Source organism: Chamaesiphon sp. OTE_20_metabat_361 (assembly GCF_031364565.1).
Genome location: NZ_JANLWO010000683.1, coordinates 1 through 5,410 on the forward strand (window position 1 = coordinate 1; position 5,410 = coordinate 5,410).

Annotated in this window: 3 protein-coding genes; 1 reads left to right on the forward strand and 2 read right to left on the reverse strand. The window is 50.4% G+C overall.

Annotation, left to right across the window (positions count from 1 at the left end; all coding sequences use genetic code 11):
• A partial coding sequence (locus RMO35_RS19400) for a hypothetical protein (RefSeq protein ID WP_309743302.1) occupies nt 1–187 on the reverse strand: 187 nt, incomplete at its 3' end.
• Between the two features lie 610 nt (nt 188–797).
• On the opposite strand from RMO35_RS19400, the gene RMO35_RS19405 reads away from it, so the two are divergent.
• Nucleotides 798–4,610 carry an NB-ARC domain-containing protein gene (locus tag RMO35_RS19405; protein WP_309743304.1) on the forward strand — a complete coding sequence of 1,271 codons (3,813 nt, stop codon included), beginning with the start codon at nt 798–800 and terminating at the stop codon, nt 4,608–4,610.
• Nucleotides 4,611–4,782: 172 nt separating this feature from the next.
• On the opposite strand, the gene RMO35_RS19410 is transcribed toward RMO35_RS19405, so the two are convergent.
• Entirely contained in the window at nt 4,783–5,391 is a 609-nt protein-coding gene (locus RMO35_RS19410) for a DnaJ domain-containing protein (protein WP_309743306.1), read from the reverse strand.
• Nucleotides 5,392–5,410 lie beyond the last annotated feature (19 nt).

Consider the following 5,410-nt stretch of genomic DNA (forward strand, 5'->3'; position numbering starts at 1 on the left):
CTATGAGGAGGAGTGCTAAACGGATGCCGATCGATCCGTGTGCGGTTTCCCGAACCCGGCAGGGATTATTAGTGGATAGAGATGGGAGTGGGAGAGTTGGGAGTTGGGAGTTGGGAGTTGGGAGTTGGGAGTTGGAGGGACGGGGGGACTGGGGGACTGGGGGACTGGGGGATAAAGAATTGTTCATTACCCTTTACCCTTTACCCTTTACCCATTACCTTTTACCCATTACCTTTTACCCTTTACCCTTTCCCCTTTACCCTTTCCCCTTTCCCCCCGAAAACCTAAAGCCTAAAGCCTAAAGCCTAAAGCCTAAAGCCTAATACCTAACTTTCGTCGGCAAAAAAAACCCTTGAGAAGATGTAGTCCATTGGATCGGTACTAATCATTCTCAAGGCTGATTGATTTGGGAGGTAGCTCCAATGAAGGAATTCAAACCAAAAAAATCAAAAGTTGAACACACAAACACTCTGTAGCCATACTTTAACCCATGCAAGAGCTAGTAAATAGATATAAAGGTATGGAAAAAGTAGGTTCAAAGGTACGATCTCTACAACTGGGTAACTTAAAATCGAGATTAATCTCGCTCGCGAATCGCTGACCCAAAGCCATGGGTCGGGAACCTCCGCGTGATTTGGGTCGCTCCGTGAGAAGAATCGGTGGCGGACGGATTTATGGTGTTGCAGATTTGACAATCTGCGATCGGTAGTGGCAACGGGCAGTAATTTTTGCTCTTATCGGTGTCAACCAACCGACCTCGAATGTAGTCAAAGTACCAAATACCAACTTATTTACCTATGGATGCCGATCGAGCGATCGCGATTATTGAAACTATTTTGGCTCCCAAATTGCTGAATTCCGTGCAGATGCAGGTAATTCGCGGTGCGATCGCAGGGCGCAGCTATCAAGAAATTGCGATCGTCGCCAGAACTGATGTCCCGTCCGAGCAACTTTTAGAAGCCAGCACGACTGAAGCCGAAGTTGCCGACATTGCCACCCCCGAAACTCCTAGAGGCTATCAGATTGGGTATATTCGGGAAACGGGCGCACAATTGTGGCAGTTATTAAGTACCCGCCTCGGTCCAAAAGTGACCAAAAATAGTTTGGCAGCAGTATTACTGTGGCATACCAAGCAGCCGGGATATCAGCCAGCGTCACCCCGCCATTTGGGATCTGAACCCGTCGAAAATCCCGATAATTGGCTCCAGTCGGTGTCAGATGGTGTTGCGCTCGCAGATCGCGCTCCTGCATCCTCACCAGCGCACGATCCCGAACCCGATCGGTTTTACGGACGCACTGAGGAACTGGCAATGCTCACCGACTGGTGTCTGCACGAGCAGTGTCGGATGATTTTCTTACTCGGGATGGGTGGGATGGGTAAAACGACCCTAGCTCTAAAGATCGCACGGCAACTGGAAGGCTATTTCGATCGCACCATCTGGAGATCGTTACTCAATCTACCGCCAGTTTCCGAACTATGCAGCGATTTACTGCACTGTTTGAACTCGCAATCTGGAGATTTACCAAGTTCGCTAGAAGCGCAAATCGAGTTAGTAATTGCTGGTCTGCGGCGCAATCGCTGTCTGCTAGTCTTGGATAATGTCGAATCGATCCTCGAAGGCAAAGTGCAATCGGGGCAATATCTACCAGGATATGAAAGTTACGATCGGTTGTTTAGAGCGCTGGGCGAGCTACCGCATCAAAGTTGTGCGATCTTTACCGGGCGCGAACAACCCCACACCATCGCCCGATCGCAAATCGTCAACCCCCAGCTAGTGCGCTCGCTGGTTATTAATGGGATGACCTCAGTCGCCGGACATCAACTGATCCAGTCTTACGGCTCGCCAGAGCTACCCGAGCAGATGTGGCAGGAAGTTCACGCCCACTATAGCGGCAATCCCCTCGCGCTGAAAATTGCCATCATTACCGCCATCGAAATGACTGGCGGTGGCGAAAAAATCTTGGAGCTTTACCCCCTCATGAAGAAGGGTCAACTCCAGTTTCGGAATATCGATGATATCCTCCAACGGCAATTCGAGCGGTTATCGCCGATCGAACAACAACTAGTCTACTGGCTGGCGCTGGAGCGCGAACCGATTAGTAGCAACCAATTGCGGTCGAATTTGGCGGATCGCCAGATGTCCGGGGAGATGATGAACGCGCTCCAGTCGCTGTCCCGGCGGTGCATTATCACCTCACAGGAGCGGAACTGGTCGCTCCAGCCAGTCACGATCGCTTATGTTACCACTAGAGCGATCGAGCGATTTGTCGCCGAACTCGCCCCGCCAAACCCTGCTGAGCCAACTCTAGATCCGATCGAGCGTTTTTATCACCTCAACACTTACGCCATCATTCAGGCACAGACCAAAGATTATCTGCGACAAACCCAAACCCAGTCGATTTTGCGACCCATTCTCGATCGATCGATCGAGCAGTGGGGATCTCGCCAGCAGCTCAGTCAGCACCTCCGGCAGATTCTAGGCGTGTGGCAGACCCTCGATCCGATCCCGACTGGCTATCTAGCGGGAAATATCCTCAATTTACTGTTGGAACTAGAGCCACGCACGCTGAAAGATTTAGACTGTTCTTCATTACCGATCCGCTCGGCGTATTTGGCGGGGGCGATCCTCGAACGAGTCAATTTTGCTGGCGCGATCTTCGATCGCTGTGTATTTACACAAGCCTTTGGCGGAATTGTCTTTGCGGTGTATCATCCCGATGGCAATCTGATTGCCACTGGCGAAGCCAATGGTGATGTCTCGTTGTGGCACAGTAGGGACGGCCAACGAGTTGCCATCTATCAGGGACATACTAACTGGACGCGGGCGCTGTCCTTTAGTGCTGACGGGCGGATTTTGGCTAGTTCTAGCGAGGATGGGACGGTGAGATTTTGGGACATTGCCACTGGCAACCAAATCGCGCTGATCGGCCCCCATACTCAGACGTTAAGAGGGATGCAATTTACCCAAGATGGTCGCCGGGTCGCCATCTGTGGCGACGATACTTTGATTCGGATCTACGATCTGGTAAAAGTACTCTGTGCCGTATCTGTTCCGCAGGTAGATAGCTATTGTCTCCAGGTATTGAGGGGGCATACTAATTGGGTATTTTCGATCGCTTACAGTCCCGATGAGCGCCAGATGGCGAGTGCGAGTGCCGATGGTACCGTGCGGATTTGGGATTTGGCAACTGGTGCATGTTTACACATTTTGCAGCACGAACATTGGGTAATTCGGACGATCTATAGTCCTGACGGTCGGCAACTGATTGTCAGCGGGATGTCAGCGACGATTTATATCTGGGACACAATTTCTGGGCAACTGCTGCAAACCCTCGACGGACATACAGACTGGGTATGGTCGATCGATACTAGCACTGACGGCAAGACCCTCATCAGTGCTGGTGAAGATCGGACGATCCGGGTGTGGAACTTGACAGCAGGCTCTTGTAGGATGGCGTTTCGCGCGCATCAAGACCGGATTTGGTCGATTTCGCTAGCTGCTGACGATCGGCATCTAGTCAGCGGGAGCGAGGATCGGACGATCTCGATTTGGGATCTGCAACAGGGTAAATGTGTCAAAACTATTAGTGGGTATAGTAACTGGATTAAATCGATCGCGTTCGTACCGCAGCGCGGCTGGTTGGCAAGCTGTCATCGCGATGGGGGGATTCGACTGTGGGATTGGCAGAGTCTGACGTGCCTTCACACCTTAACCGGACATCTCGCTGCGGTACCGACACTGGCTGTGAGTCCCAATGGACGATATTTGGCAAGTAGTAGTCTCGATCGTACGCTCCGAATTTGGGATTTACAAGACCTGACCTGCATTCAAACGATCGTTCAGCGAAGCGGTGCTGATGATGCCGAGATGGAAGGGACTTGTGCGCTAGTATTTAGTCCCGATAGCCAGCAGTTAATTGTGGGTAATTATCAAGCCGATCTCCAGATCTGGGAGATCGATACTGGCAAACTCGCTCGCTCGTCAGGACACCCCAATCGCATTCAAGCAGTTGCCTTGTGCGCTATAAATCGGACGATTGCGACTGCTTGCGAACATACCGTGCGGATTTGGGATCTGGATACAGGTAAGTGTTTGCAAACGATTATTGCTCACGCTTTGCCCGTCTTAACCGTGGCATTTAGTCCGGACGGACGTTACCTCGCCAGTGGTGGCATGGACAACACTGTCAAAATTTGGAACACAACTAATTGGGAATGCTTGCCCACAAAGATCGTTCACAATAGTCTCATCCTGACTGTAGCGTTTAGTCCCACACCGATCGCGGCCACATCCAATCCGGATTATCACGCGATCGTCGGTAGCGGTGACAGACTTATTAAACGCTGGCAGATTCCCACTGGTGAATGTCTCCAAACCTATACCGACCATCAAAATTGGGTGTGGTCGATCGCCTATAGTCCCGATGGCAGCCAGATCGCTAGTGCTGGCGAAGATGAAACGATCGCGATCTGGGATGTCGATGGAGATCGCGCGATCCATCGGCTGCGCCTCAGTCGTCCCTACGAAGATCTGAATATTACCGGAGCTACTGGCTTGGCATTGGGACAACGGCAAACGCTCAAATTATTAGGCGCGATCGATGGTTAATTGATAATTGATAATTGGGTTTTTAGGGTGGGGATTTAAACCCCTGTGTCTCGTTAACTCACATACTGCACCAGCAACAAACTCTACTCAGGTTCTCCCTAAGTACAGCACCTTTTCACCATCCACTATCCACTAAAACACTATCCACTATCCACTAAAACACTATCCACAGTTAACTTAATTGAGTAATCCGATTGAATCCACGATCGACTTCTTGCCACAATTGACGATTGTGAGGATCGACCTTGAGGGCTTTTTTGAGATAGATTCGCGCTTTATCGAATTCGCGGCGGTGAATTAGTTGATTGCCGTATTGAGAGTAAATAATCCCTTGCCATTGACAAACCTGACGATCTTGAGGGGAATGATGAGCTAAACCCTCAATTAAGACGATCGCTTTTAAAAATTGTTGTTGCTTTAATAAAGACTGTAATTCATCATACAATTGCCACTTCAATCGATCGCTATCTTGCGGCCGATCTTGCGTGGTGGTTGACGGTGGCGCAGTAGTAGCGCGAGTCTTAGTCGTACTGGCTGGTGCCTGCTGAGTCGGGCGATCGGGGTGAGGCTTAGCAGTTGCCGTAATTCCCGCGAGTAAAGTTTGATAAGCTTGATTGAGCGAGATAAAACGTTGATGTGCGTCAACATCACCTGGGTTGAGATCGGGATGCAGTTTGCGAGCTAGAGAACGGTAAGCAGTTTTTAGCTCGTCTATCGATGCGCCGCGATAGATGCCGAGTAACTGATAACATCGGTCTAAGTTGTTGGTAGATGCAAGCATTGATTTACCAGAACGCTAG

What these genes read in the sequence shown, in the direction of transcription:
- RMO35_RS19405 (WP_309743304.1), top strand. Translation starts at nt 798, where the DNA reads ATGGATGCCGATCGAGCGATCGCGATTATTGAAACTATTTTGGCTCCC.
- RMO35_RS19410 (WP_309743306.1), bottom strand. Translation starts at nt 5,391, where the DNA reads ATGCTTGCATCTACCAACAACTTAGACCGATGTTATCAGTTACTCGGC.